Here is a 23,378-nt window from a genome sequence, read left to right as displayed (position 1 = left end):
ATAATAAAAATTATGTCTCAAATTGCGATAAATACTTCACAAAATGTAAATATTAACTTCAATACGGCCAGTGTAGGAGAAAGAATGCTTGCATTTATTATTGACCTTTTGATAAGGGTTGCTTTTGTTGTTATCGTATTTTATACTTTTTTTAATATTTTGGATTTGGGATACTTATTGAGCGGCCTCGATCAATGGTCTGTAATGGCCGTTTATATTGTGCTTACATTTCCAACTTACATTTATCCTGTTGTGTTTGAGAGTTTAACGGAAGGTCAAACTCCGGGTAAAAAACTGATGAAAATAAGAGTGGTAAAAATTGATGGTTATCAGGCCAGCTTTGGAGATTATATGATCCGGTGGATTTTCAGGCTCGTTGATGTATCTTTTGCAGGAGTAGTAGGTTTGGTTTCCATGATTATCACTAAAAACAATCAGCGCCTGGGAGATATCGCTTCCGGAACAGCAGTGATTTCTTTAAAAAACAATATTAATATCTCTCATACTATTCTCGAAAATATTCACGAGGATTACATTCCTTCTTTTCCTCAGGTTATTGCATTAAGTGATAACGATATGAGAATTATTAAAGACAATTATACCAAGGCATTGAAAATAGATGACCGTCAGATCATCACTAAGCTTTCCAATAAAATCAAAAGTATTTTAAAACTGGAAATAGATGCTACCCAAATGACGGAAAGACAATTTATTAATGTAATTATTAAAGATTACAACTACTACACCGGGAAAGATACTTAACAATACGGCAATCATTAATTTGCATCTTAAGGGAATGATCAATTTGGAAATATCCTGTAAAAATTCAGGACAGAGATTATTTTACGATTACCCATTACTTATCATCCATTACCCATACTACCCAGTGGTGCAATTTTTGTATCTTTAGTCATAAAGCCTTACATCATGAATTTTGAAAACAATAAATCCGGAAACGGCGGAGTGCTTACTTTAAACAATGAAATAAAGGAAGTAGGAAGACTTACGTATACCATTTTCCCTGAAGATCATAAACTGATTATTTCTTTCGTATTGGTTCACCCTGAATTTGAAGGAAGAGGAATGGGGAAATATCTGGTAGAAGAAGCCATCAAGTTTGCCAGAGAAAATAGCTGGCAAGTATACCCCCACTGTTCGTATGCAAGATCAGTAATGATGAGAATGAATGATGTAGATGATATTCTATTAAAGAATTAAAACATCATTCAGCAGAATATCCTCAATATCGTTTGGGTAGTGTACTTCTAAATGATGATCAGAAGCTACCCATTCCATAATTTCCTGTAGGTTTAAAACTTTAGAATTAGGAATTCCCATTTTATCTAAAGCACAGGCATTACATTCCTGCTCATATTGATTGTGAATAGGGATTACGAATAGTTTTTTATCCATAAAAAGGGCTTCAGCCGGAGTTTCAAAGCCTGCATTGCATAGAATTCCCTCGCAGCCTTCAAAATATTTCAGATACTGGCTTTCGTCTATTGGAAATACTTCAACGTTTTTTACTTTAACCTGTACCTTGCTGTATTTTGAGAACACCTTCCACTCTACAGGAATTTTTCTGAGAATTTTAATAATATTTTCATCCGCAAAACTGGGAAGATAAACCAAATAATATCCCTGTTTGTAAGGATTCAGGTTTCTGATTTTCTTTCTGATAACCGGTTTCTTGATTTGAGGGTGATAGTTTTCAAAATGAAAACCTATCTTTCTTTCACTGGGAACATAATACTTCAGGATCATTTCTCCCAGAAAATCTTTCTTTTCAGGCTTTGGGGTTTCCGCAAAACTCATTGATGCCTGATGACTCAGCTCTATCATGGGCAACTTCTTTAATTTGGAAGCCCATCCCGTTAGAGGTTCATAATCATTGATGATTAAATCATATTTAGAAAGCTCCAGCTCTTTTATTGTTTTGACTGCCTCCAGAAATTTATTCTCGGTAAACGTTTTGCGATAGGATAAACCACCTGTTTTGTTATAAAGCAGAGAAATACCTTTGTATTGGAAGTTGATGTCAAAATCAGCCTTTAATTGCGATTGATGACCACTGATAAGTGTGTCTACCGAAGCATATTTTTTAAGAATAGGAATTATTTCCTGTGCCCTGGCCACATGACCATTTCCGGTTCCTTGAAATGCATACAAAACTTTCATTTAGGTGAAATTGGTTACGATTTTTAAAAGGTCAGAGTTATCCATCTCCTGAATTTCTTCAGCTTCATCATCTTTCAGCAGATGTTTATGCTCGTCGTAGTAAAAGATACTCCATTTTTTCTGATTATATTCCAATGCAGATAAATTTTCTATCCAATCACCGGAATTCAGATAGGTACAGGATCCTTTTTTAGTAACAACTTCACGAATCTGAGGCTGATGAATATGACCACAGACCACATAGTCGTAATGATTATCTATAGCCAGTTCAGAAGCGGTAAGCTCGAAATCTCCGATATACTTTATCGCTTTTTTCACATTATTTTTGATTTTTTTTGAAAATGAATATTTTTCTTTACCCATTTTTTCTAAAAACCAATTGACAACGTTATTGATGATAATTAAAAGATCGTATCCTTTTCCTCCAAGCTTGGCAATCCATTTGGAATGTTGGACTGATGCATCGAAAACATCACCATGAAAGATCCAGGTTTTTTTTTGGTCAATTTCAAGGCAGATTTTATTGCAGACCTTAAGTTTTCCTAATTCAAAATCAGTAAACTTGCGGAACATTTCATCATGATTGCCTGTAATATAATAGACATCTGTGTCTTTGGTAGCAAATGAAAGGATTTTTCTGATCACTTTCAAATGAGGTTTAGGGAAGTAAGACTTTTTGAATTGCCAGATATCAATGATATCACCATTCAAAACTAGCGTTTCGGGTTGGATAGAATTGAGATATCTCAACAATTCCTTAGCCTTACATCCATAAGTTCCCAAATGAACATCCGATATAACTACTAATTCAACGTTTCTTTTCATAGTTTTATACAAAGAAACTAATTGAAAGTTAACTGTATATGAATGCTATATTATTTTTTATAAAGAGTTCATCAGCTCTTCGGTCATTTCCATATTATGGTAAATGTTCTGCACATCATCATCCTCTTCGAAACGGTCAAGCATCTTCATATTAGCTTTGAACTGCTCTTCGTTTACTTCTTTTGTATTGTTTGGAATTCTCTGAAGTTCTGCACTTTTAGCTTCAATTCCAAGTTCATCTAACTTGTGAGATAAAGAACCGAAATCTTCAAACGCTGTTGTAATCATTACTTCATCTTCATCTTTTTCTACATCTTCAGCTCCCCCATCGATCATTTCCATTTCGAAATCATCCCAGTCCATTTTCACTTGAGCCAGATCAAGGGTAAAGATTCCTTTTCTGTCGAAAATGAAAGCTAATTCACCATTCTTCCCAAGGTTTCCGTCAAACTTATTGAAAATAGCTCTTACATTCGCTACCGTTCTGGTTGTATTATTTGTAGTACATTCTACAAAGAAAGCAACTCCTCCTTGTCCGTAACCTTCGTAAGTGATCTCCTCGTAGTTTTCAGCATCAGCCCCACTTGCTTTTTTAATAGCTCTCTCTACATTATCTTTAGGCATATTAGCCCCTTTAGCATTCTGGATGCATCTTCTTAAGGCCGGATTAGCCTCAGGGTCTGTTCCACCTGCTTTTACAGCCAGTGCAATATCTTTACCTATTTTGGAGAATGTTTTGGCCATCTTATCCCATCTGGCCATTTTAGAAGCTTTTCTATATTCAAATGCTCTTCCCATTTTAATTTTAAATTTTCAACAAAATTAACTAAAAGTCAACAAAAAAAAAATACCTCCAATCAAATTGGAGGTATTCATTATTTAGAAAAATTAATTATTTTTTCTTTTTAGCTGGAGCTTTTTTCTTAGCTGGAGCTTTTTTAGCTTTTTTCACTACAGCTTTCTTCTCTACAACTTCTAGGTCAGACTTCTTAAGAGCGTCCCAAGCAGCACCATTTACTGCTTCAACAACTACTTTTCTGTCAACCATTCTTTCATCATCTGAAGCTTTAGCAGAAACTTTAGCATCTCTAGAACCAACACCAGTAGATTTCAACTGATTAGCGTTAACTCCTCTAGATTCAAGAGCACCCACTACAGAAGCAGCTCTTTCTCTTGAAAGTTTCAAGTTGTAAGCAGCAGCACCTTTAGCATCTGTGTGACCAGTTACTAAGAAAGTACCGTTAGAAGATTGCTTAATGATCTTAGCAGCGTCATCTAATTTACCATTAGATTCTGGTCTGATAGTAGCCTTGTTAAAGTTGAACAAGATTCCTTTAAGAGCACCAGTAGCTTCATCACTGATTACTTTTTCTGGCTTAGGACATCCGTTGTATTCTGGAAGACCTGGAACAGTAGGACAAGCATCATCTTTATCTAAGATACCGTCACCGTCTGTATCTGGCCAAGGACAACCGTTGTTTTCAGCAGGACCTGCTACAGTAGGACAAGCGTCATCTTTGTCGATTACACCGTCACCGTCTGTATCTGGCCAAGGACAACCATTGTTTTCAACTGGACCAGCAACATCTGGACATTGATCGTCTTTATCTGGAACTCCGTCACCGTCAGTATCAGGACATCCCTGGAATTCTGGTAAACCTGGAGTATCTGGACAAAGATCGTCTTTATCTAAGATACCATCCTTATCTCTATCTCTGTTTCCGAATCTAAATAAGATAGATGCAGAAGCTTGCCAGAAGTTAGCAACAGTAGATTTATCACCTGGAGTTGATACATAATCACCTTGAATACCAAGACCGAAGTTCTTAGTTACCCAGAAGTTAGCACCAGCACCTGTAGCTACAGCAAAGTGGTTAGCTTTACCATTCTCGTTTCCATCTTTTCCGTTTGTAACAGTTTCGATTGGGTTACCGTTATCATCTACGCTTACTCTTGGGAAAGAAAGTGCAGTATAATCATGTCTAAGGTAGTTAGCACCAACTCTTAAATATGGATCAAACCAAGATTCTTCGTTCCATAAAAGACCTGCAGCGTGAGCCTGGAAACCAAGACCTGTCATCAAGAAAAATTCTTTCCCCATGTTGAATCTTTTGTTTTCAACATTTCCAACAGAAGTTTGCCAGTCAATCACTAAACCTTTTCCAACGTTTCTAGCAACTGTTAACTTAGATAATGGAGGTGTAATAGAGAAATTGTTCATATTGAACATACTCTTTGTCAAATTTTTAGCAGAGAACGTATTACCGAAGCCACTTCTTGCTGCTACATGGTTTTCTGCATGAGCACCAACTCCGATTAACCACGGATTGTTGGTCGTCTGCGCGAAAACAGTAGAGGCTACAGTAAGCGCCAATGCTGAAATTCCTAATTTTAGATTTTTCATAGAATTAAATGATTAAATAATTGATAATGCAAAATAAATATAATTTTTCTTTATATACAAAGTTTTTCAAATGATTTTTAACTTTTCTTTAATATTCTGTCCAGGTTCCGTTTATTTTCTCTATCTTTTATGGACTCTCTTTTATCAAAGAGTTTTTTCCCTCTACCCAACGCAATAAGCACCTTTGCTTTCCCCCTGTCAGTGATATATAATTTTAATGGAATAATTGTATTCCCTGCATCTTTTAACTTTTTTTCAAGTTTTTGCAATTCTTTTTTGTGCAAGAGCAATTTCCGTTCCCTTTTTGTTTTGTGGTTGTAAAAAGTTCCCAATTTATACTCATCAATCATCATATTAATGATGTATAACTCCCCATCAATAAACTGACAGAAGGATTCTGTTATGGATGCTTTTGAAGAACGTAAAGATTTTATTTCTGTACCCGTCAAAACCATTCCCGCTTCATATTCTTCGAGAATTTCATATTCAAAACGGGCTCTTCTATTTAATATGCTAACTGTTTTTTCAATCTTCATCATTTTAAAATTTCGTTAATGAAATATAGAAAAAATACGATACATTTAAAAACTTGACTATTATATTATTACAAAATACCCAAATTCTTTTCGTAATTTTGCGCCAAATTTACAAAACTATATGTTAACAGTATCTAACTTATCTTTACAATTCGGGAAAAGAGTTCTTTTTGACGAGGTAAATATTATGTTTACCAAAGGAAACTGCTACGGGATCATCGGAGCAAACGGTGCAGGAAAGTCTACATTCCTTAAAATATTAACAGGAAAGCAAGATCCAACAACAGGACATGTATCTCTGGAGCCGGGAAAAAGAATGTCAGTTTTAGAGCAGGATCACTTTGCTTATGATCAGTATACTGTTCTGGAAGCTGTTTTGAGAGGAAACAAAAAATTATTTGAGATAAAGGAGGAAATGGATGCGTTATACGCAAAAGAAGATTTCTCCGATGAAGACGGAATTAAGGCCGGGGAACTGGGCGTAATTTATGACGAAATGGGTGGATGGACTGCTGAATCTGATGCACAGACCATGCTTTCCAATGTAGGTGTTAAAGATGATATGCACTGGCAAATGATGAGTGAACTTGAGAACAAAGACAAAGTAAAGGTTCTTTTGGCTCAGGCTCTTTTTGGTAACCCAGATGTATTGATTCTGGATGAACCTACGAATGACCTTGATATTGATACCATTTCATGGTTAGAAGATTTCCTTGCTGATTACGAAAATACAGTAATTGTGGTTTCTCACGACCGTCACTTCCTGGATACGGTTTGTACGCACATTGGAGATTTAGATTATGCTAAACTTAACCTTTATACAGGTAACTACTCTTTCTGGTATCAGGCATCTCAGCTAGCTACAAGACAAAGAGCTCAGGCTAATAAAAAAGCGGAAGAGAAGAAAAAGGAACTTCAGGATTTCATTGCCCGATTCAGTTCAAACGTTGCTAAAGCTAAACAAGCTACAGCAAGAAAGAAAATGATCGATAAATTAAATATTGATGATATTAAGCCATCTTCAAGAAGATATCCTGCTATCATTTTCGAAATGGAAAGAGAAGCCGGAGATCAGATTTTAGATGTAAAAGGTCTTGAAAAAACAAAAGACGGCGAATTATTATTCTCCAATATTGACTTAAACCTTAAGAAAGGTGATAAAGTAGCGGTACTTTCAAAAAACTCTTTAGCAATAACTGAATTTTTTGAAATTTTAGCTGGTAATACTGAAGCTGATAAAGGAGCTGTGGCTTGGGGAGTTACTACCACTCAGTCTCACATGCCTTTAGACAACACCAATTTCTTCCAGGAAGATCTTAGTTTAGTTGACTGGTTAAGACAATTCACAAAGAATGATGAAGAGCGTCATGAAGAGTTCGTAAGAGGATTCTTAGGAAGAATGCTTTTCTCAGGTGATGAAGCGTTGAAATCTTGTAAGGTACTTTCAGGAGGGGAAAAAATGAGATGTATGTTCAGCAGAATGATGCTTCAGAAAGCAAATATTCTTTTATTGGATGAACCTACAAACCACTTAGACCTTGAAAGTATTACCACATTAAACAACTCTTTATCCAACTTTAAGGGAAATATCATGTTGTCTTCTCATGACCACGAGATGCTTTCAACAGTCTGTAACAGAATCATTGAGTTGACTCCTAAAGGAATTATCGACAGAGAAATGACTTATGACGAGTATCTTGGTGATAAAAAAGTAAAAGAATTAAGAGAACAGATGTATTCTTAATCTGAAAAAACACTCGTGTTGATATAAAAATACCTCAAAGAATTACTTTGAGGTATTTTTTTTAACAATAAATAAAATAATTATTTCGTCAGTTTTGTCGTTGGAATGGAAACCGTTCCCGGATCTTTCCATAATCCGTCTTTTTCTGCTTTTTTCTTAATAGCCTGTGCTCTTTTTTCGCTATCAGGATGAGAGTTGAACATTTTTTCAAAACCGGTTTGTGTACTTCCCTGTGAAAGCAATGCTAGCTTCTTAAAAGCTGTATACGCTCCTACAACATCATATTTATTGGTCTTCATGAAGTCATATGAATAGGTATCGGCTTCAGATTCTTGTTTCTTACTGTGAGAAGCATCTAAAAATGCATTAGCCATTTTTCCAACCTGACTATCATTAAGAGTAGCAACTTGTGAAGATGCTGAAGACGCGGCATCCAATGCAGCTGCTTTCAGATAGGCAGATTTCATAGCATCTTTTGTATCCTGGTTTTTCACGTGACCGATTTCATGACCGATTACAGCTAATAATTCATTATCTGACATGATATCCATTAATGAAGAAAACACACGTACACTTCCGTCTGCACAAGCAAAAGCATTGATATCTTTCACTTTATACACCTTATAATTCAGATTCAGACCATCCTGAGATTTGTGCTTTCCAAATAATTTATTCAATCTTACAGTATATGGATCTTTCGGTCCTGCTACTTGATTATTTTTATCCATCCAATCTACAGATTCTTTGGATAATTTGATTGCATCTTCGTTGGTAAACGATAGAGCTTTTGCACCATTAGAAACTATTCCGGCTGCTTTTCCCAAGTTAATTTTCTGGGCATTGACAGAATACGCTGTTCCTAAAAACATTAAACATAAAGTAATTTTTTTCATAACTATTCAAAATTTGGACAGCAAATGTAGCCAATTTTTAACAACATTAATGTAAAAACTTCACTTCCCATCATTTCAGAATGCTATTTTTTTTCCTTATTTTTGTGAAATGAGTCAAAAATGGATTTATAAACCCGAACCCGATGAGGAAGTTGTGGACGGACTAAGTTCGTCACTTGGTTTTGGTACTTTTGAATCTAAGCTTCTTGTTCTAAGAGGAATTGACAATTATCAAAAGGCCAGAGAATTTTTCAAACCGAACCTTAACGATATACACAATCCTTTTTTAATGGCAGATATGCAAAAAGCTGTAGAGCGTATTGCAACCGCTATTGAGAATGGAGAAAAGATATTGGTATATGGAGACTACGATGTAGATGGAACTACAGCAGTAGCTCTGATGTATCTTTACCTCAGCAAAATTGTAGAGAAAAAATACCTGGATTATTATATTCCGGACAGAAATTCTGAAGGATATGGAATTTCTACGGAGGGAATAGACTTTGCCAAAGAGAATGGATTTTCATTGATTATTGCATTAGACTGCGGGATCAAGGCTATTGATATGATACAATATGCCAAAGATCTTGGTATTGATTTTATCATTTGTGACCATCACCTTCCCGGTGAAGAAATTCCCAATGCTGTAGCTGTTCTGGATCCTAAGAGAAATGACTGCAGGTATCCGTTCAAAGAACTTTCAGGATGTGGTGTAGGATTTAAGCTTTGCCAGGGGCTTAACACCATTTATAAACTTCCGGAAGCAGAATTATTTGAACTTACTGACCTTCTTGCTATTTCTATTGCTGCCGACATAGTATCTATGACGGGAGAAAACAGAGTACTGGCTAAAATGGGACTAAAAATTCTCAGAAAAACCAGAAATTTAGGGTTAAGATTACTCATTCCTGAAGATAAACTTTCTCATTTTGAGATTTCAAATATTGTTTTTGAAATTGCTCCTAAAATTAATGCTGCAGGGAGAATATCCCATGGTAAAGCTGCAGTAGAGCTTATGGTTTCTGATAATCTGAAGCACGCCAATCAAATTGTCAGTGATATTATGGATCTGAACGATGAAAGGCGTGAACTGGATATGAACTCTACTCTTTCTGCTTTGAATCAAATTATTGAATCTCAGCAAGAAACTAAACATACTACCATTGTTTACCATCCTGAATGGAATAAGGGAGTCATTGGTATTGTAGCTTCAAGGCTTATTGAAACCTACTATAAACCGACTTTGGTATTTACAAACGGAAACAATGGAGAAATGGTAGCTTCAGCAAGATCTGTTTCGGATTTTGATGTCCACGAAGCTCTTGATATGTGTTCTGAATATTTTCTGAAATTTGGTGGCCATCATGCGGCAGCCGGACTTTCTATGGAAAAAGATAAATTTGATGCTTTCAAGGAAAAATTTGAAAGAATTGTTTCCGAAAAGATACAGGAGCATCAAAAAGAGCCTTCCATTAGTATTGATTGTGAGATTAACATTAATGAAATCAACAGAGAGTTTATCAATTTCCACCGGAAACTGGCTCCTTTTGGACCTCATAATATGAAACCTATTTTCACCCTGACCAATCAGAAACTTGCCGGATATGTAAAGACTATGGGAAAAGATAACAATCACCTTAAGTTTTATATCAAGCAAGAGACCACAGGCCGAAATATTGAATGTGTAGGCTTCAAGTTGGGACCTTTTGCAGAAGATTTTAAGCATAAAAATTTTGACCTTGCCTTCACGTTGGAAGAAAACCACTGGAAAGGCAATGTGACCCATTACCTGAATATAAAAGATGTAAAGTTTAGAGACTAATAAGTTGCAGGGATTAGATGATCAGGGAACAGAAACCAAAATAGAATAATTTCCTGCAAAGCCTAAAAGAGTCTAAATATTATATTGATAATTCTATTACTATAACCTATTATCTGCGACCTGTTACTTTAAAAAATGAAAAAAATCGGTTTATTTTTCGGATCTTTTAATCCCATACATATCGGACATCTTATTCTGGCCAATTACATTTTGGAAAATTCTGATATGGATGAATTATGGTTTGTGGTAAGCCCCCAAAACCCTTTTAAAGACAAAAAATCTCTGCTGAACGATCATAACAGACTGGATATGGTACAGCTTGCGGTAAAAAACTACCCCAATATGAGAGCCTCTAATGTTGAGTTTTCTCTTCCCAAACCAAGCTATACCATTGATACCCTTACCTATCTTCATGAAAAGTATCCGGAGTATTCTTTCAGCCTTATTATGGGAGAGGATAATCTGGATAACCTTCACAAGTGGAAAAACTCTGATATCCTTATTAAAAACCATCATATTATTGTTTATCCAAGAGTTTTTGAAGGTGAAAAGAAAGATTCTGAGTATCTGCAACATGAAAATATTTCACTGATCAAAGCTCCGGTAATAGAACTTTCGGCGACAGAAATCCGAAATATGCTCAAAGACGGAAAAAATGTGAGACCTATGCTGCCTCCTGAAGTTTTTGAATATTTGGACGGAAGCAGTTTTTATAAGTAATTTTGCAATTCAGGAAATAGGTTTTAGGAATTAGAGCTCAGGCTTTCATCCATTACTTATCATTCATCACTCATATCTTAAGACATGGAATTTCTCGAAAAAATTTTCTCAAAATATCCTCAGGAAAAAGTAATCAGATGGTTTAAGCAGATCTGTCTGGCTGAAGCTATTTCATGGTTTTTTCTATTCACAGCAATGACTTGGATACGCATTGATCCCGAAGGTGTATTTCCAATTGTGTACATCAGTACTATCGGCAGTATTCACGGATTTTTCTTTACACTGTACCTGATATTTTTACCTGCCATAAGAAAAATATATGAATGGGATGATGAAGACAGCGTCTTCTCATTAATTGCCGCATTTTTTCCTTTTGCCACGATTTGGATAGACAAAAAGCTGGCCCGTTTCGACAGAGAATAAATTTATTTTTCATAAAATTTTACATTTTCCTGTAACAAAATCATTGTTATGGTTGTCTTATCATGTAGAAAGGCGAAGCAACAAAAAAAATAATTTAAATTTTATCAACTGACAATCAATTGTTTACAATTATTTAATATTATTTTTAAGTACTTTGTATTGCATGATACTGTTTTTATTATATATCTTTGCAATGTTAAATAATAACCCATACAAGCTATTACCAATTAAAAAATAATGATCATGAAAACTCAAATTCTAATTGCAGCCCTATTTTTCAGCGGATTCATTAGTGCCCAGCAATCTAAGGATAGCCTGAAAGTAAAGAATATTGAAGCGGTCAATATCAAGAAGCAGGTTTTCAAAAAACAGGGAGACCGTCTTGTTTACGATGTAGCATCTTCCCCAATTGCTAAAGGAACCAATACTTTCAATCTTTTGAAGCAAACTCCAATGATTTCCAGTATAGACGGAAAAACACTGAAGATCTTAGGAAAGTCTGATGCGATTATTTATATCAACAACAAAAAATCAAATATGGATTCCGAGGCATTGATTGAAATGCTGAAGTCTACTCCATCAGAAGATATTCAGAAAATTGAGGTGATTACTGTTCCGGGAAGTGAATTCCAGGTAGAATCTAAGGAAGGAGTGATCAATATTGTCATGAAAAAGAATAAAAATAATGGCTACAACGGAACCATGAAGATGAATAATGAACAAGGGTATTACAATAATCCATCAGCCGGTGCCTCTTTTAATTTCAGACAGGGCAAGTGGTCCGGAAACTCAAATTTCAGAATGGGAAGCTGGACAGAGAGACAAAAATATACCTTGTCTAACGGTGATCCTAGTTTTAGAAATGAGTCTTTCGGATACAATGATGATCCCAACAAAAACTTCGGCGGAGGATTCAATGTTGATTATGAGATCAATAAGAAACAAAGCATCGGGTTCTCTTACAATATGAGATATAATAAAAGTTTCCATTCTATTCTGGATATAACCAATTGGCAGGACGGGGCTTTAACCAACAGAACTGTAAATAATGAGGATGCGCAGACCAGAAATCATACGTTTAATTTAAATTATGAAATAAAGACAGACTCTCTGGGCAGTAAGCTTACTTCTAATGTATCTTATCTTTGGTTCAACAGAGACAAAGCTAGCTTTAATGAAAGCTTCCCATTAGACAGTGATCCTGATAACAAATATTCAGCCCTGTATCAGTCTGTACCGCAAATCATCAACAACTATGCAGCCAATATAGATTATCTGAAAAAAACATCTAAAGGCGCAACCTGGTTGATGGGAATCAGCTACAATCACACAAATACGGATAATGATACCAGACAGGAAAGACTAAAAAATGATGATTTTGTAGTAGATCCCAAACAGACCAATCATTTCATTTATAAAGAGAATATTTTAGGAATTTATTTAAACTATGAAAGAAAGCTGACTGAAAAGTTATCCGGAAAAGTGGGAGCCCGTTACGAAATGACCAGAAGTACAGGAGATATCCTTGACAAAACAGGATTTGAAAGAAATTATAATAACCTGTTGCCTTATCTGAATTTAAATTATGCTATCAATTCGGACCATAATCTAAGCTATACTTTTTCCAGCAGAATCCGAAGACCGAGATTCTGGGAACTGAACCCTTCCAGAACATATTTCACTCCTACAAATTATACCCAGAACAATCCATTTATATTGGCTTCAAAGTTCTATAACCAGGAACTGAATTATATGTATAAGAATGCCTACTATGCTAATTTGAGTTTTAATATGGTAGAAGATGCTTCTGCTTCTGATCTGCTTCCGTTGCAGGGAACGGTCACCGCTCCTAAAAAAGATGAAAATGGTAACATCATATATGACAATAATGGTAATAAGATCATGGAAACCACAAAATTCCTGAGATATATAAGAACCAATTATGGAAGCAACAGGGAGCTTAGCTTAACCCTTGGTATGAACAAATCATGGTTCAAAGACATATGGACGACCAATTATTCTGTCAACTTAGGCTATGTTACTTATAAAGGTGCAGTACTGGAAGATCCTACATCGGCACCGACTCCTGAAGAAACAGAAGTCCTTGAACCTTACATTATTGATGTTAAAAACTACAATATGTCTGCTACCCTTAATAATACGGTTCGCCTTTCTTCCAAAAAAGACTGGTTCTTAGGTGTCAATTACTTTTTCGCAAGTAAAGTGGCAATGGAAGGTGGTGTGATTGGGGCAAGACAAAGTTTCGATATCAGTCTGAAGAAAATTATTGGTGACTGGACTGTTATAGCGGAAGTCAATGACCTTTTTAACCAAAGTTTTTATAGAGTTAACGGAATACAACCTAACGGAACATATAATAATATAACCAACTTCAACTATCCAAGACTACTGAGTATCGGGGTTACCTACAATTTCGGGAATCAGAAACTGAAAAAAGCAAGGGAAATGAAATCAGCGAACGATGCTGTAAAATCAAGAACATAAGCTTTTAACACGACCATACATCACTCACTCTTAAAGAAAACAAACATGAAACGCACTCTCTTATCCATCGCACTTATATTCGGAACTTTTGCCTTTGCTCAGGAAAAGAAAACCGACACGACAAAGACAAAAAGCATTGAAGGGGTTACCATAACAAAACAGGTTTTTAAAAAGCAAAGTGACCGTTTTGTATATGATGTTGCAGCTTCTCCTGTTGCTAAGGGAAATACTACTTTTGATCTGTTGAAGCAGACTCCGCTGTTGTCTTCTACAGATGATAAGACACTGAAGATAGCCGGTAAAAACAATGCGCTCATCTACATCAACGGTAGAAAAACCAATATGGATTCTGAATCATTGGTCCAGTTTCTTAAAAACACTCCTGCCGAGAATATTCAGAAAATAGAGGTTATTACGGTTCCGGGAAGTGAGTATCAGGTAGAATCTTCAGATGGGATCATTAATATTGTTTTAAAGAAAAAGATGAGCGATGGTCTCAGCGGGAATATGAGATTTTCAAATACCCAAAGTAAATATAATGCAAGCCAGACCAGCTTTTCTGCCAATTACAGAAAGAATAAACTGGGCATCAGCGCCAACCTCAACGGTGGGGAAAATATCCAGGCTCAGACTTATACCTTAAGAAACGGAACTGTTGACACTTCCAATGAGTCTACCGGAAATATCGATGATCCAAACAAAAACATAGGTGGTTATCTCAATATTGATTACCAGCTAACGGACAACAGTAATCTTGCTCTTTCATGGAATACCTGGGCCAATAAAAGCTATAACTCCACAGTAAGCTTGTTCAACACCATAACCAATGGAGGAAAAACAAAATATACCTGGTCAAAAAACAAAGAAGATGCGAGATCATACAACAACTCTTTAAATTTAAATTACGAGTTAAAAACCGATTCTCTGGGCAGTAAATTAAATGTAAATGCTGCTTACCTGAATTATAAAAGATTTCAGTTTACGGACAACAGAACCTATGCCTCTAGTATCAACGGAGAGATAGGAGATAAAACTACACAGGTATTTCAGGATCTCCCTCAGATCATTAATAATTTCTCCGGAATGGTAGATTATATCCAGAAGTTTAAAAACGATCTTACTATTTCAGTAGGGGGAAATTATAATAAAACCAAAACAGACAACGATTCTAAAAGCGATACTTACTTTTTTGATCCCGTAGGTTCAAAATCAGCGCCTAATCATTTTATTTATGATGAAAACATATATGGTGTTTATATTACTGCAGAAAAAAAATTCTCGGATAAGTTCTCAGGAAAAATAGGAACCCGATATGAAATCACCAATAGCCTGGGAACTTCAGATAATGCACCTACAGAAGATCTTAAAAGGATAAAAAGAAATTATAACAATATACTTCCCTATCTAAGTTTTAATTATGCTATTAATGACAAAAACAACCTCTCCTATTCCTTTTCAAGCAGAATGAGAAGACCGAGCTTCTGGGAAATAAATCCGGTAAGAAATATCCTGACAGATGATAATTACACGCAAAACAACCCTTTTGTAAAGGCATCTTCAACATATAATCAGGAACTGACCTATATGTATAAAAATTCCTACTTCCTGATTCTTAGTCATTCATTTTTTAAAGATGCGATCACCCAGGTTCCATTACAGGGATATCCTGAATCACCTAATGGAAATCTTGGAGAAAACCCTGTATTAAGATATATCAGAACCAATTTTGGGGATAAACAGGAAATGTCTGCCATGGTAGGAATTCAGAAGTCATTTTTCAAACAATATTTGACGACCAACTTCAATATTGGAGTTCAGCATAATATTAACAACGGAAGTCTAGATACTGACCCTACAACCGGGGACCGATTCAAAAATAAGGAAGGAGACTATATCGTATATACCAATAAAACGAGCTCTACAAGTCTTTTGATTCAAACCAACAATACCATCCGTCTGGATAAAAAGAAAACCTGGTTTTTAGGTGTGAATTTCTTCTACGTAGATAAGCAGCAGATTGAACTTGGTATGTTAAAAAGTTTAATGAGCCTGGATCTCAGCATCAAGAAAACATGGAATGAATGGACGTTTGCAGTTAACGTAAATGATGTTTTAAGAACTAATATTGTTAAGATTGAAGACTTTCAGGCTAACGGAAATTACAACTACATTCATCAAAATCAATACCCTAGAAGCCTAACTGTAAGTCTTACCTATAACTTCGGAAATCAAAAAGTGAAAAAGGTAAGAGACATTGAAGGTGCTTCCGACTCTATAAAAAGCAGGACAAGATAAAAAATTATCTTTCTTCATATTCAACTCAATTATTTTGTATCATAACCCGTTGATTGATCAGCGGGTTTTTTATCTTTAGCATATGAGAAAAAAGGTAATTTTCATTGTGGCAAGTCTACATATATTATTTCTGCTCCTGAACTGCAAAGAAAAAAAGGTAAGTCTCGGTGGTGGTATCCATTTTGACAAAGAGGAAGATATCCATTATGGAAATGATCCTGAACAGATTATGGACCTCTATCTTCCGCATGAAAACCCTTCAAAGAAAAGAGCTGCTTTTATCATTATACATGGTGGAGGCTGGCGGAGCGGAGACAAATCTCAACTGACTTTCTTTACCCTTTCCATGATGCAGAAATTTCCTGATCATATTTTTGCCAATATCAATTACAGACCAGCTTCTACCACCCAATATGCTATTCCTAATCAAATGGAGGATATTAAAAATGCAGCCGGATTCCTAAAAAAGAAATTACACTATGCTCCTCAACTTATCCTTTTGGGAAACAGTGCCGGCGGACATTTATCCATGATGTACGCCTATCATTTTGATCCTTTAAAAAATGTAAAATCGGTTATCAACATCGTAGGGCCTACTGATCTTTCTGATGAAGGTTTTAAAACCTACGAAGAGTATTCATTTGTGGAAAAACATCTTATAGATCCTAAAATCCTTCCTGCAGGGATAGCTGTCAACATTTTTTCCAGCCCTGTACAATGGATTACCCCCAATATCCCTCCTACCCTTTCTTACTATGGAAAAACAGACCGTGTCATTCCTTTGAGCCAGAAAAGGATTTTAGATTCTGTTTTGAATAAAAATAATGTGATGAATGAATCTTATGAGTTCAATGGCGGGCATCTGGATTGGGACAAGGAACCTAACAGTATTTTTCTCATGGAGAAAATTGAGAAATTTTTAAAGCGTGTTAACTAGGAATATGGCTTACGGGAAATCCAGATGATTTAATTTTTCAGCTGTTATTTATTTTTCGGTGTTCTCCAGATAAAGCCATCCAGCAGATAATGGGTGAGCTGTGGTACTGCCAGCAACGGGATCAAAAATGGAAGAATAGTTTCTGATATTGTAAAGTTCAGGGAAAAGTGTTCTTTCCATACTAACGTTTCCCACAAAAACTCTTCAAAGAAAGCGAAAGCCAAAATTACTCCTACAAATAAAAAAATTCCTGTTACAGATTTAAAGATCAGCAATCTATTCAACTGCTCGTTATCTTTCTGTTTGATTTCACGGATATAGATCAATGCAATGTATGGGATTCCATGGGAGATAACATTTAGAAAAGTAAAAATAAGATCATCATTAAAATAAACGATCCCAAAATACCATGAAAGATAGGTTCCGGTAATAAGAGATATTTTAGGGATGTTCAGCTTTCTGTTTTTCACCACATCAAAAACAGTCTTTGAAATCCATATGATCAGTATAACAACATATAAAACAGTTATAAAGCCTGTATAATCCGGAAGTTTTTTAAAACCATCGAATTCATTACTGACAAACCAAGTGAAAGCACGTGGTGTTTTAAACCAAAACAGCATTGGATATATGGTGGCGGCATATACCGCAACCTCATCTATTCTTTTACTCCAATTATCAGGTTCAAAGCGGGCATAAATTCTCATAAAACCATACTGCTGGCGAATAAAGTGAAAAACAGCTACTAATGCTAACACCGACCAAAACGTCAGATTGCCAAACTGAAATAAAGCAATCCCCAACAACCAGCTTAGTATCGGAATCCCCCAATACAGCAGCTTCCTTTTTTGAACCTGGCCTTTTACCAGATATGTTTTGAATAAGGTGGAATAAACATGGGCAACATCCACAAAAACAATAAGGAAGAGCCAGGTATAGAAAGAATAGCTACTTTCCAGTTCCTGAATCTGCTTTTGAAAAAGAAAGATAATCAGCAGAATAAGGAATGGTGGGGATAAAATAAGCCACCAGTCTGTCTTTGCATTGTGTATCCAGGGCTGTTTCATGTGGATATTAATTTGTTTTTAATAGTCATTTACCATCTCAGTATTGTCATTTGTCCTGAAATTCTATCAGTCAAAAGTAATTTCAAATCATTTGCTCTGCAGTTCTTCTTCCTTGATAAAAAGCTTCTTCAAAAATAGATATTCCCGAAAGATCGGAATGGGCAAAGAAAACTTTAGCATCTATAGGTTCTTTCGCTGTTTGGGCAGCCTCACCAAAAATCTGATCGGGAACAGGGGCAATCATAGCATGTCCTATTTTATGAAACTGCATTTCCAGAATAAAGTCTTCTATCAGCGGATGGGCTTTCTTTAAATCTTCCAGTACAGAAGCTTTAAGCTCATCTTCTTTCATTCTGTACAGTTTCTTTCTGGCTTTTCTGCAGTCATTGGTAGAGAAGCTTTTGTAGTAGGTGATCACTTTTTCACCCATAATTTGATTAACATTCTGATGTTGATCATAAATATAACCCAGACCAGCTGATCCATAAATCACATTATCCCAGGCCAGTTCTTCATCCCCTCCAAATTCATTTCTCAATATAATCGTAGTAAGTAACCAGGGAACATAGTTAAATGATGATGCTTTTTTATGATTGAAAATTCTTTCATTTACAAATTGAGGGACTGTACATAAAACCTTTTCAGCAATGATCTTTTTAGTTTTCTTCTCCACATTATCAAAGCTCAGCACTTCAACGGTTTCACCTATTTTAATATCAAAAACTAAATTTTTCGGTAATAATTTTCCTTTGGTATAGTTGGAAAAATGCTGTACCAGCCTGGCATTTCCCTCCGGCCAGGTGAAGACCTGATCTTTATATCTTTTGCTCCAGTTATTTTTTCTGCCTGCAAAATAATGAATTCCCGCCCACGCAGAAACAAATTCAATCCCTAAGCCGTAGTCATCTTTGCATGAATAGTCCAGTAACCATACAAGTTCTTCCGACTGAAAATGATGTTCCTTCAACCAGTCTTTAAACAGCATTTTTTCCAGCCTTAACACCTCATCTTCCCTGCTTGAATCATGAACAGGAATGGCAAACCAATACTTTCCAAGAGCATCTTTCTTCAAACGGAATGCATCCATCATTTTGAAAAAACGGTCAAGTTCTTTCTGGGTATCTGCTGAAATTCCTTTTTGCGGGACAATATCATTCTGCCATGAGTTTTTGAAAAACAATCTCTCCTGCTGTGGAAAAGTCATCTGGTATTCATCAAGGACAGGCTCGCCATGCTCATCTGTGCCCAGATATATCTTACATTCCTCAAGGAAATCAATGATTTCAATATTTTCTTTGTTGGGCAAGGGTAGATAATGGGCTCCTAAAGGGAATTTGGAGAATCTATTCTGCCCGTTGGAAGAATTACCCCCTGCGTGATTTTCCATTTCTAAAACGAGATAATCGTTCTCATTATTCTGGCTGAAAAACCGGCAGGCTGAAAGTCCGGAGATTCCACCACCCACAATAAGGTATTTTGTGTGGATAACTTCGGAAAACTGTGGAAAATCTTTTGCCCATAATTTATGCCCCAAAATATGATTGGTCCCGGTAATACGAAGCAAAACCGCCTTTACCTTCTTACTACAATACTGCAGAAAAGGAAGCATTAAACTGCCCAGCAATACTGTTGTAAGAAATTCCTTCCTACTGAACCTTCCCCCACTCTTCATCGAAATAACGAACTAAAATCTGGTTATCCAGACGGTTAACTTCTACCTCTTTCACCTTCATATCCTTATTAAAGTAGGATAACTGTGAAAAATTATAGTCATAATATTTTAAATTGGGAAGCTTTCTGTAGATCCTGTTATGTACCGGTTCATAGGAAGCCATTGAAAATCCCCACTCTCCAAATGAAGGAACATAGGTATGGTAAGCAGCAGTGAAAGGGAATATCTGATTCATTGTTTTCTCTATACACCAGAAAGATTTGGGAGCAAAATACGGTGATGTTGTCTGCACTACAATTTTAGTCTCCGGTTTTGTCAGTCTTTCAAGTTCTTTATAAAACTGTAAGGAATAGAGTTTCCCCAGGCTATAATTAGATGGATCAGGAAAATCAATGATCACAACGTCAAACTTCTTTTTGCTGTCTTTTACCCATATGTAAGCATCTTTATTAATCACTTCTACCTTAGGATTGGATAAGGAGCTTTGATTGAGCCTGCGCATGGTTTCATTGGTTTTGAAGAAATGAGTCATCTCCCCATCAAGATCTACAAGACTAATTTTTTTTACTTCTTTATATTTCAGTATTTCACGGACTGCAAAGCCATCGCCTCCTCCCAGCACCAGGATGTTATCAATATTTTTCGCCATAGACATCGCAGGATGTACCAGTGCTTCATGATAGCGGTACTCATCTGTGGAAGAAAACTGTAAGTTATTATTTAAATATAACCGAAACTCGTGGTTATTTCTGGTTAAAACAATTCTCTGGTAAGGTGAGCTTTTGGTGTAGACCACATTTTCACCATATAACTTCTCTTCAGAATAGGATAAAATGGCATCTGAAAAAATGAAAAGCCCCACCAATAAAGCAAATGCTGCTATTGATTTTATCCTTAAAGAAATCGGTTTTGATAATTCTTTTTTAAGATAAAAGCATAAAAAAATAGCAATAGAAATATTAATCAGTCCAAAAAACAAAGGGGTTTTTACAATTCCCAACTTTGGAATTAAGACTAAAGGGAAAAGGATTGATGCCAGTAAAGCACCAATATAATCGAAGGCAAAAACGTTTGAAACTAAATCTTTGAATTTAACCCTGTCTTTTAAAATATTCATGAGCAGGGGAATTTCCACGCCCACTAAACATCCGGTAAAAAAGACAAAAAGATATAAAACACTTTCAAAGTGGGCTAATGTATTGAAGAGAACAAACAATACGACAGAGCTTATTCCACCAATGATTCCCACCAAAATTTCAATCTCAATGAATTTATCGATGAGATTTCCTTTTACAAATTTAGCAAGATAGGAACCTACCCCCATTGAAAACAGGTAGACTCCGATGATGAAAGAAAACTGCTTAACAGAATCTCCCAAAAGATAACTTGCCAAAGCCCCGGCAACCAATTCGTAAATCAGTCCGCAGGTAGCAATGACAAATACAGAAAACAGTAACAATAGTTCAAGAGAGATTCTCTTTTTATCCATGAATTGCGGCGCTTATAATCATTGAAATTCCGATGATAAATGCTCCGAATACAATCGCCAAAGCGATATTCTTATTTTGAGAGATCTCATGCCATGTTTTTTCAGGGGTCAGTTTTTCTATAATGAAATAACACACCAGTAAAATAGCGATTCCTAAAAATGAATAGAGAACCGAATTGAATATGGGTAATACGTTGAAGTTGTCCATAGTTTATAATTTATTTGTGATAGTATCTGTAAAATCCTCTTCCCGTAGAATGGGTTCTGGTAGTTCCGTCACGGTACGTTTCTGTTTTCTGGCAGTCACAGACCTGATTTCCCTGATAAGTAAGGTATACAAACCAACTCAGGAAAAGCCCTCCTACCAGGGAAAGGAGCCAATTTTCTCGTATATAGTTAAAAATATTTGTGATCATGCTTGATAAGGTGAGTTTGAACTATTTTTCCACTTATTAAAATTAAAATAATAATTTCCGACGCGCATGAGTATGTAAAGAATAATCATGACGATTAATATAAACGTAAAATTCCAGAATGAAACAGGAAGCCATGTGGCCTTGATCTGGATGGAAGAATTATCTGAAGATAAGCCGGCGGAAGACCTGATGGCTTCAGCATTAATTAAAGAATCCAGTTTTTGGGTTCCAAAAGATTCTCTCATCAGCTTAGCTGTTTCCGATGAATCTTTATCCAGTGTTTTTCCGTCTGTAAAAGTGGTTGACAGTCCTTTAAAATTGTCAGTAACCCCTATAGCTCCCATTCTATCACGAGAGATTGTCACCTTTGAATCCGGTGACTGGAAATTGGTTAAAACAGGGTAAGACCCTTCATTTTCTGCTGAAATCACAAAATGGTATTTCCCTGCTCCTACTCCACAAAGGTTGAATTCTTCAGACTGGCTTCCTTCAGACCAACTTTCACCATCTTCATAACCATGATACTGTTCTATATCTTTTGAAGTATATACAGCTTCATTGGTATTTTCATTGACCAGGCTCAGCTGAACATTGGCCCACGAGTTATCAACATTCGAGAAAACATTCACCTTTAGGGGGGCTGAACCACCTGAAAGTGTAAAGCTTTTACTGATGAGTTCTTTATCCCGAACATCTGAAAAATTGACCGTCTGCTCTATAACCGTCTCATTGGTTCTGGAAGTATACACATACAGCTGGAACAAGCATATTAAAAGTCCCGCTACGCAAAAGATATTGATTGCTTCCCTCATATTCACATAATAGGGCTGGACGATTCCAATACCTGAATAGTTCGGCATATGGGAAAGTCTGAAGGCTCTTTTAATGGTATGCTTTGAAATATGAGTTCCGTAAAAGTAGTTTGTTTGGCCTCCTGAATGCTCCTGGGAAATCATATGAGTTCCATTTACATATTCTTTGTAAGTGGCCAAGGTGAAATCAAGTTTATCTTCAAAAAAACCTGTTGCTGCATGAATACTGCATTGAGACGTTTCGTACCAGCGATAGTTTTTACCAAGATAAGTGGCCAGTTTAGCATTCTTACTCTTAAAGTCATTAGGATGCATGGAAGTAAGGAAGACCCAGTGGCCGTCACTTTCACTAAGGAAAGCATCGTCTCCCTTCTGATCTTTCAGGTAATATTCACGCCAAAAAATATTTGCTCCATATTTTCGGACGATAATGGCCACGACCGTATATTCTACATTTTCAATTTTTCCTTTTTGCCCAACGTCCAACACTACATTTTCTGTGGGAACATTCAGGTGTTTTGAAGATTTATTGGTCGTTAACTCAATGAGGTGAGAACAAGTTTGACAAACGTATTCTTTGACGGGAAACGTAAGGTCTAATTTATTTTCTGAATCACATGCAGGGCAGACATAATGCATT

At 36.0% G+C, this 23,378-nt stretch carries 21 protein-coding genes; 9 read left to right on the top strand and 12 right to left on the bottom strand.

The window, feature by feature from the left end:
• Positions 1-12 precede the first annotated feature (12 nt).
• Positions 13-762, top strand: coding sequence for an RDD family protein (locus JML65_RS05590; protein ID WP_202270148.1), 750 nt, complete (start codon positions 13-15; stop codon positions 760-762).
• A gap of 165 nt (positions 763-927) precedes the next feature.
• Entirely contained in the window at positions 928-1,218 is a 291-nt protein-coding gene (locus JML65_RS05585) for a GNAT family N-acetyltransferase (protein WP_084086596.1), read from the top strand.
• Here the strand turns inward: JML65_RS05585 and JML65_RS05580 are convergent.
• From JML65_RS05580 to smpB, 5 genes are all read right to left on the bottom strand, one after another.
• Positions 1,207-2,178: a glycosyltransferase family protein gene (locus tag JML65_RS05580; RefSeq protein ID WP_202270147.1), complete on the bottom strand. Its 972-nt coding sequence runs from the start codon at positions 2,176-2,178 to the stop codon at positions 1,207-1,209. The genes JML65_RS05585 and JML65_RS05580 overlap by 12 nt on opposite strands.
• Positions 2,179-3,003: a UDP-2,3-diacylglucosamine diphosphatase gene (locus JML65_RS05575; RefSeq protein WP_047491555.1), complete on the bottom strand. Its 825-nt coding sequence runs from the start codon at positions 3,001-3,003 to the stop codon at positions 2,179-2,181.
• Positions 3,004-3,060: 57 nt separating this feature from the next.
• Positions 3,061-3,801 carry a YebC/PmpR family DNA-binding transcriptional regulator gene (locus JML65_RS05570; RefSeq protein ID WP_047491550.1) on the bottom strand — a complete coding sequence of 247 codons (741 nt, stop codon included), beginning with the start codon at positions 3,799-3,801 and terminating at the stop codon, positions 3,061-3,063.
• A 94-nt stretch (positions 3,802-3,895) separates the two neighbouring features.
• The gene (locus JML65_RS05565) at positions 3,896-5,407 is read right to left on the bottom strand and encodes an OmpA family protein (RefSeq protein ID WP_202270146.1); all 1,512 of its coding nucleotides are present in this window, start codon (positions 5,405-5,407) and stop codon (positions 3,896-3,898) included.
• A gap of 77 nt (positions 5,408-5,484) precedes the next feature.
• The gene (gene smpB / locus JML65_RS05560) at positions 5,485-5,943 is read right to left on the bottom strand and encodes an SsrA-binding protein SmpB (RefSeq protein ID WP_047491663.1); all 459 of its coding nucleotides are present in this window, start codon (positions 5,941-5,943) and stop codon (positions 5,485-5,487) included.
• Positions 5,944-6,064: 121 nt separating this feature from the next.
• Here smpB and JML65_RS05555 point away from each other — a divergent pair, with 121 nt between their 5' ends.
• Positions 6,065-7,687: an ABC-F family ATP-binding cassette domain-containing protein gene (locus tag JML65_RS05555; RefSeq protein ID WP_047491545.1), complete on the top strand. Its 1,623-nt coding sequence runs from the start codon at positions 6,065-6,067 to the stop codon at positions 7,685-7,687.
• 80 nt (positions 7,688-7,767) lie between these two features.
• On the opposite strand, the gene JML65_RS05550 is transcribed toward JML65_RS05555, so the two are convergent.
• Entirely contained in the window at positions 7,768-8,580 is an 813-nt protein-coding gene (locus JML65_RS05550; protein WP_047491542.1) for a M48 family metalloprotease, read from the bottom strand.
• A gap of 109 nt (positions 8,581-8,689) precedes the next feature.
• Between JML65_RS05550 and recJ the strand changes: the two genes are divergently transcribed.
• The 6 genes from recJ to JML65_RS05520 all read left to right on the top strand — a co-directional run bounded on the left by recJ (position 8,690) and on the right by JML65_RS05520 (position 17,282).
• Complete coding sequence (gene recJ, locus JML65_RS05545; RefSeq protein ID WP_047491540.1) at positions 8,690-10,402, top strand: single-stranded-DNA-specific exonuclease RecJ; 1,713 nt, start codon at positions 8,690-8,692, stop codon at positions 10,400-10,402.
• A 135-nt stretch (positions 10,403-10,537) separates the two neighbouring features.
• Entirely contained in the window at positions 10,538-11,122 is a 585-nt protein-coding gene (nadD, locus tag JML65_RS05540; protein WP_047491538.1) for a nicotinate (nicotinamide) nucleotide adenylyltransferase, read from the top strand.
• An 84-nt stretch (positions 11,123-11,206) separates the two neighbouring features.
• A complete protein-coding gene (locus JML65_RS05535) occupies positions 11,207-11,545 on the top strand; it encodes a DUF3817 domain-containing protein (RefSeq protein ID WP_202270145.1) in 339 nt (112 codons plus the stop codon).
• A 243-nt stretch (positions 11,546-11,788) separates the two neighbouring features.
• Entirely contained in the window at positions 11,789-14,050 is a 2,262-nt protein-coding gene (locus JML65_RS05530) for an outer membrane beta-barrel family protein (protein ID WP_202270144.1), read from the top strand.
• Between the two features lie 45 nt (positions 14,051-14,095).
• Positions 14,096-16,345, top strand: a complete 2,250-nt coding sequence (locus JML65_RS05525; RefSeq protein WP_084086592.1) for an outer membrane beta-barrel family protein — start codon at positions 14,096-14,098, stop codon at positions 16,343-16,345.
• Positions 16,346-16,427: 82 nt separating this feature from the next.
• Complete coding sequence (locus JML65_RS05520; protein WP_202270143.1) at positions 16,428-17,282, top strand: alpha/beta hydrolase; 855 nt, start codon at positions 16,428-16,430, stop codon at positions 17,280-17,282.
• Positions 17,283-17,326: 44 nt separating this feature from the next.
• On the opposite strand, the gene JML65_RS05515 is transcribed toward JML65_RS05520, so the two are convergent.
• From JML65_RS05515 to JML65_RS05490, 6 genes are all read right to left on the bottom strand, one after another.
• Positions 17,327-18,349, bottom strand: coding sequence for a hypothetical protein (locus JML65_RS05515; RefSeq protein ID WP_202270142.1), 1,023 nt, complete (start codon positions 18,347-18,349; stop codon positions 17,327-17,329).
• Positions 18,350-18,431: 82 nt separating this feature from the next.
• Positions 18,432-20,021, bottom strand: a complete 1,590-nt coding sequence (locus tag JML65_RS05510; protein WP_202270141.1) for an NAD(P)/FAD-dependent oxidoreductase — start codon at positions 20,019-20,021, stop codon at positions 18,432-18,434.
• A complete protein-coding gene (locus JML65_RS05505; RefSeq protein WP_047491521.1) occupies positions 19,996-21,510 on the bottom strand; it encodes a polyamine aminopropyltransferase in 1,515 nt (504 codons plus the stop codon). Before JML65_RS05505 ends, JML65_RS05510 begins: the two co-directional genes overlap by 26 nt.
• On the bottom strand, positions 21,503-21,718 hold the full coding sequence (locus tag JML65_RS05500; RefSeq protein ID WP_047491518.1) for a DUF350 domain-containing protein: 216 nt from the start codon (positions 21,716-21,718) through the stop codon (positions 21,503-21,505). The genes JML65_RS05505 and JML65_RS05500 overlap by 8 nt, the downstream gene beginning before the upstream one ends.
• A gap of 10 nt (positions 21,719-21,728) precedes the next feature.
• Complete coding sequence (locus tag JML65_RS05495; RefSeq protein ID WP_047491515.1) at positions 21,729-21,926, bottom strand: hypothetical protein; 198 nt, start codon at positions 21,924-21,926, stop codon at positions 21,729-21,731.
• Entirely contained in the window at positions 21,923-23,377 is a 1,455-nt protein-coding gene (locus JML65_RS05490; protein ID WP_202270140.1) for a DUF4178 domain-containing protein, read from the bottom strand. The genes JML65_RS05495 and JML65_RS05490 overlap by 4 nt, the downstream gene beginning before the upstream one ends.
• Between the last annotated feature and the right edge of the window lies 1 nt (position 23,378).

Source organism: Chryseobacterium sp. KMC2 (genome assembly GCF_016756935.1).
GTDB lineage: Bacteria > Bacteroidota > Bacteroidia > Flavobacteriales > Weeksellaceae > Chryseobacterium > Chryseobacterium rhizosphaerae.
This window is presented reverse-complemented; position numbering and strand designations above follow the sequence as displayed.

Excerpts from the sequence above, each read along its gene's own strand:
- JML65_RS05525 (WP_084086592.1), top strand. The coding sequence starts at position 14,096 with ATGAAACGCACTCTCTTATCCATCGCACTTATATTCGGAACTTTTGCC.
- JML65_RS05490 (WP_202270140.1), bottom strand. The coding sequence starts at position 23,377 with ATGCATTATGTCTGCCCTGCATGTGATTCAGAAAATAAATTAGACCTT.
- JML65_RS05585 (WP_084086596.1), top strand. The coding sequence starts at position 928 with ATGAATTTTGAAAACAATAAATCCGGAAACGGCGGAGTGCTTACTTTA.
- nadD (WP_047491538.1), top strand. The coding sequence starts at position 10,538 with ATGAAAAAAATCGGTTTATTTTTCGGATCTTTTAATCCCATACATATC.
- JML65_RS05535 (WP_202270145.1), top strand. The coding sequence starts at position 11,207 with ATGGAATTTCTCGAAAAAATTTTCTCAAAATATCCTCAGGAAAAAGTA.
- JML65_RS05570 (WP_047491550.1), bottom strand. The coding sequence starts at position 3,801 with ATGGGAAGAGCATTTGAATATAGAAAAGCTTCTAAAATGGCCAGATGG.
- JML65_RS05510 (WP_202270141.1), bottom strand. The coding sequence starts at position 20,021 with ATGAAGAGTGGGGGAAGGTTCAGTAGGAAGGAATTTCTTACAACAGTA.
- JML65_RS05575 (WP_047491555.1), bottom strand. The coding sequence starts at position 3,003 with ATGAAAAGAAACGTTGAATTAGTAGTTATATCGGATGTTCATTTGGGA.
- JML65_RS05555 (WP_047491545.1), top strand. The coding sequence starts at position 6,065 with ATGTTAACAGTATCTAACTTATCTTTACAATTCGGGAAAAGAGTTCTT.
- recJ (WP_047491540.1), top strand. The coding sequence starts at position 8,690 with ATGAGTCAAAAATGGATTTATAAACCCGAACCCGATGAGGAAGTTGTG.
- JML65_RS05505 (WP_047491521.1), bottom strand. The coding sequence starts at position 21,510 with ATGGATAAAAAGAGAATCTCTCTTGAACTATTGTTACTGTTTTCTGTA.
- JML65_RS05515 (WP_202270142.1), bottom strand. The coding sequence starts at position 18,349 with ATGAAACAGCCCTGGATACACAATGCAAAGACAGACTGGTGGCTTATT.
- JML65_RS05550 (WP_047491542.1), bottom strand. The coding sequence starts at position 8,580 with ATGAAAAAAATTACTTTATGTTTAATGTTTTTAGGAACAGCGTATTCT.
- JML65_RS05565 (WP_202270146.1), bottom strand. The coding sequence starts at position 5,407 with ATGAAAAATCTAAAATTAGGAATTTCAGCATTGGCGCTTACTGTAGCC.
- JML65_RS05590 (WP_202270148.1), top strand. The coding sequence starts at position 13 with ATGTCTCAAATTGCGATAAATACTTCACAAAATGTAAATATTAACTTC.
- smpB (WP_047491663.1), bottom strand. The coding sequence starts at position 5,943 with ATGAAGATTGAAAAAACAGTTAGCATATTAAATAGAAGAGCCCGTTTT.
- JML65_RS05495 (WP_047491515.1), bottom strand. The coding sequence starts at position 21,926 with ATGATCACAAATATTTTTAACTATATACGAGAAAATTGGCTCCTTTCC.
- JML65_RS05530 (WP_202270144.1), top strand. The coding sequence starts at position 11,789 with ATGAAAACTCAAATTCTAATTGCAGCCCTATTTTTCAGCGGATTCATT.
- JML65_RS05520 (WP_202270143.1), top strand. The coding sequence starts at position 16,428 with ATGAGAAAAAAGGTAATTTTCATTGTGGCAAGTCTACATATATTATTT.
- JML65_RS05580 (WP_202270147.1), bottom strand. The coding sequence starts at position 2,178 with ATGAAAGTTTTGTATGCATTTCAAGGAACCGGAAATGGTCATGTGGCC.
- JML65_RS05500 (WP_047491518.1), bottom strand. The coding sequence starts at position 21,718 with ATGGACAACTTCAACGTATTACCCATATTCAATTCGGTTCTCTATTCA.